Origin of the sequence: Brevibacterium sp. FAM 27836 (assembly GCF_051351055.1) — a bacterium.
Lineage (GTDB): Bacteria > Actinomycetota > Actinomycetes > Actinomycetales > Brevibacteriaceae > Brevibacterium.
In genome coordinates this window covers 1-4126 of the sequence record NZ_CP195713.1, presented here as the reverse complement: position 1 = coordinate 4126, position 4126 = coordinate 1, and the positions used below count along the sequence as shown (strand labels likewise).

Genomic DNA, 4126 nt, shown 5'->3' with positions numbered 1-4126 from the left:
CTCGACGCTTCAACGTTCGTCCTAACCGTTTGAGCTCGACAAGTTCGGGTGGCAGATTCGTTGTCAGGGCGTCGATGACCGTTTGCAAGAGTCTCTTGCCCTCTTTGCGGTCCGCGGTTCGGTAAGCGCTGACAATGTCTTGGTAGACGGCCCAGGTGACTTCGACTTCGGTGAAGTTCGGGTCAGCGAAGAGGTTCGCGATTCTTTCCTGCTGCTTGGTCGTGAGTAAGCTGCTGCCCGTGTGAAGAGTTCTTCTTGCCCGGTACAACGGGTCCTTTGCTCGTCCGCGATGGCCGGTTGTCTCCTGCTGAACTCGGCGACGTACCTCGTCGAGGGCATCACCGGCGAGTTTGACGACGTGGAAGGGGTCCATGACTTCGACAGCGTCGGGCAGCTCCTCAGCTGAGGCTGTTTTGAAGCCGGAGAATCCGTCCATCGCGACGACGTCGATGCCCTCACGCCATTCTTTCGGTCGGTCTTTCAACCATTGTTTGAACACCTGCTTCGAACGGCCAGCCACCATGTCGAGCAGACGTGCCGAGCCTGTTCCCTCGCTGATCGGGGTGAGGTCGATGATGACGGTGACGTACTTGTCACCACGCCGGGTGTGCCGCCATACATGCTCGTCGACACCAATGACGCTGACCCCGTCGAAACGGGTCGGGTCGTTGATCAACAACCGCTGACCTTCGGCGAGGACGGCGGAGTTCGCGGTGTGCCAGGACACGGCGAGTTTCGCAGCGATGACGGACACGGTGTCGTGATCGATCACGAGAGCACGCAACGCCCAGTCGAGGCCGGTTCGCGAGATCTTCGCTCGTGGTGGCGCCGCAGCTGTGGTGTCTTGACGCCAGACGCGGCCACACTCGACGCACTTGTAACGGCGGAGGCGAATGTGAAGCGTGGTTGGTCGGTGGCCGAAAGGTTCGTGGGCCAGCTGGCGGACGACGGTATCGCGAACGATCCCGTGACCACCACATCGTCGGCACCAGTCATCAGCAGTGTTTGGACGGCATTCCAGAATGGCTTTGTGCCCGGTGATGTGTTGGCCGGTGCAGGTCAGATCGAGGTCATTGAGTCTGCAGAAGGTCGTGAGGTCAGGCGTCGAGAAAGTAGGCTTGGCCACGTCGAGGTCTTTCGGATGGACGGTGTGAGAACTTCCATCATCGGAAGACCTCGACGCCTATCTGAGCAGCGACTCGCCGTGTCTGAAAATCCCTGACCCACACTCTCGATTACGAAGAGCCAGATTGGTGGCTCATCGTAATTGAGAGTGTAGAACCGGTCTGAAGCCACCGGACTCGAGCAGACACCTCGCGATGTAATGCGTGAGGTTGCGGAATCCCAGCGCGGACCCGCGTAGATGCTCGAGTCTGCCGTTGATCGCTTCAGTGGGACCGTTCGACGTTCCCGGTCGGGTGAAGAATGCGAGCACATCAGCAGCTCGACGCTTCAACGTTCGTCCTAACCGTTTGAGCTCGACAAGTTCGGGTGGCAGATTCGTTGTCAGGGCGTCGATGACCGTTTGCAAGAGTCTCTTGCCCTCTTTGCGGTCCGCGGTTCGGTAAGCGCTGACAATGTCTTGGTAGACGGCCCAGGTGACTTCGACTTCGGTGAAGTTCGGGTCAGCGAAGAGGTTCGCGATTCTTTCCTGCTGCTTGGTCGTGAGTAAGCTGCTGCCCGTGTGAAGAGTTCTTCTTGCCCGGTACAACGGGTCCTTTGCTCGTCCGCGATGGCCGGTTGTCTCCTGCTGAACTCGGCGACGTACCTCGTCGAGGGCATCACCGGCGAGTTTGACGACGTGGAAGGGGTCCATGACTTCGACAGCGTCGGGCAGCTCCTCAGCTGAGGCTGTTTTGAAGCCGGAGAATCCGTCCATCGCGACGACGTCGATGCCCTCACGCCATTCTTTCGGTCGGTCTTTCAACCATTGTTTGAACACCTGCTTCGAACGGCCAGCCACCATGTCGAGCAGACGTGCCGAGCCTGTTCCCTCGCTGATCGGGGTGAGGTCGATGATGACGGTGACGTACTTGTCACCACGCCGGGTGTGCCGCCATACATGCTCGTCGACACCAATGACGCTGACCCCGTCGAAACGGGTCGGGTCGTTGATCAACAACCGCTGACCTTCGGCGAGGACGGCGGAGTTCGCGGTGTGCCAGGACACGGCGAGTTTCGCAGCGATGACGGACACGGTGTCGTGATCGATCACGAGAGCACGCAACGCCCAGTCGAGGCCGGTTCGCGAGATCTTCGCTCGTGGTGGCGCCGCAGCTGTGGTGTCTTGACGCCAGACGCGGCCACACTCGACGCACTTGTAACGGCGGAGGCGAATGTGAAGCGTGGTTGGTCGGTGGCCGAAAGGTTCGTGGGCCAGCTGGCGGACGACGGTATCGCGAACGATCCCGTGACCACCACATCGTCGGCACCAGTCATCAGCAGTGTTTGGACGGCATTCCAGAATGGCTTTGTGCCCGGTGATGTGTTGGCCGGTGCAGGTCAGATCGAGGTCATTGAGTCTGCAGAAGGTCGTGAGGTCAGGCGTCGAGAAAGTAGGCTTGGCCACGTCGAGGTCTTTCGGATGGACGGTGTGAGAACTTCCATCATCGGAAGACCTCGACGCCTATCTGAGCAGCGACTCGCCGTGTCTGAAAATCCCTGACCCACACTCTCGATTACGAAGAGCCTCTGTGGATCATCGCACTGTCCGTGTTCCTGGTGGGCTCGGTTCTGTCCAGTCTCGCCTGGAGTGCCGGCAGTCTCATCGCCTTCCGCGTGATCCAGGGCTTGGGCGGGGGAATCATGCTGCCGCTCATGGCCACCATCGTCATGCAGGCGGCACACGGGAGGAACATCGGGAAGGTCATGTCTGTGGTGAGCCTTCCGGCGGTTCTCGGCCCGATCCTCGGGCCCGTCGTCGGCGGCGCGATTCTCCAGCACCTGCATTGGTCGTGGATGTTCTGGGTGAATGTGCCCTTCTGCGTCATCGGGATCGCGCTCGCGATCATCATCCTGCCCAGAGACCAGCCGTTCCGACGTGTCCCCTTCGACGGCCTCGGCTTCGTTCTGCTGGCTCCAGGGCTCGCCGGGCTCCTGTGGGCGCTGTCGAATTCCGGCGAGCCCGGTGGCTTCGCCAGAGTCGATGTTCTCCTTCCCCTGATCGCCGGCGTGGTGCTCGTGGTCCTCTTCGCCGTTCACACGCTGAAAACGAAGGAGCAGCCGCTCGTCGATATCCGTCTGCTGAAGAGCCGGCCGCTGGCCTCGGCATCGCTGCTGCTCTTCCTTTCGGGTACAGCGCTCTACGGTGCCATGATCCTTCTGCCGCTGTTCATTCAGCAGGTGCACGGCTCCAGCGTGCTCGAGGCGGGAATGCTGCTCATCCCGCAGGGCATCGGCACTCTGGCCAGCCGGTCGATCGCCGGCCGCCTCTCGGACGCGATGGGTCCGCGCTGGCTCGTCGTCATCGGCTTCGTCATCGTCGTACTCGGAACACTGCCGTTCGCCTTCGTCGGCACCGGCACGAGTCGATGGCTGATCATGCTCTCACTCCTCGTCCGCGGAGCCGGTCTCGGCGTGGTCACCGTTCCGCTCATGGCATTGGGATTCCGCGGACTCGACCGCGCCCAGATGCCCGATGCCAGCATCATCACCAGAATCGCCAGTCAGCTCGGCGGAGCCTTCGGGGCTGGACTGCTCGCGGTTGTCCTTGCCGCTTCCACCCACGGCGCCTCGACAATCGGCGAGCTCGCGCTCGGCTTTGATCAGGCGTTCTGGTGGGCAACGGGGCTCGCCGCGCTCGGCGCGGTGCTGTCCGTGTCGCTGCCGCGGAGGAATCCCGAAGAAGCCGAGTGACTCCACTCCTGCTTCGAGTCACTGTCGCCGGAGCTCACCGCGGTTTCAGCCCGGCCCGAACTGTTGAAACCACCGTGCTCCATCCGTGAAACCACGATGAAACCGCAGTGGCGAACACTGGCGGCATGAACGAAACACGCACAGCGTCCACCGGACGCGCACAGGACCGATCAACTATTCCGGCGGTGTCGATCCGAGGACTGCGCAAATCCTTCGGAGACTTCACCGCCGTTGACGGAATCGACCTCGACATCCGCCCCGGGGAGGTCTT

The 4126-nt window shown here is 61.4% G+C and carries 2 protein-coding genes and 1 pseudogene; 1 reads left to right on the top strand and 2 read right to left on the bottom strand.

What is annotated here, in order from left to right; translation table 11 throughout:
- Position 1 precedes the first annotated feature (1 nt).
- Positions 2-1126: pseudogene (locus ACSE4D_RS18835) on the bottom strand (ISL3 family transposase); the annotation flags it as partial.
- A 132-nt stretch (positions 1127-1258) separates the two neighbouring features.
- Complete coding sequence (locus ACSE4D_RS18830; RefSeq protein ID WP_426936723.1) at positions 1259-2569, bottom strand: ISL3 family transposase; 1311 nt, start codon at positions 2567-2569, stop codon at positions 1259-1261.
- Positions 2570-2712: 143 nt separating this feature from the next.
- On the opposite strand from ACSE4D_RS18830, the gene ACSE4D_RS18825 reads away from it, so the two are divergent.
- A complete protein-coding gene (locus ACSE4D_RS18825; protein ID WP_436327152.1) occupies positions 2713-3855 on the top strand; it encodes a DHA2 family efflux MFS transporter permease subunit in 1143 nt (380 codons plus the stop codon).
- Positions 3856-4126 lie beyond the last annotated feature (271 nt).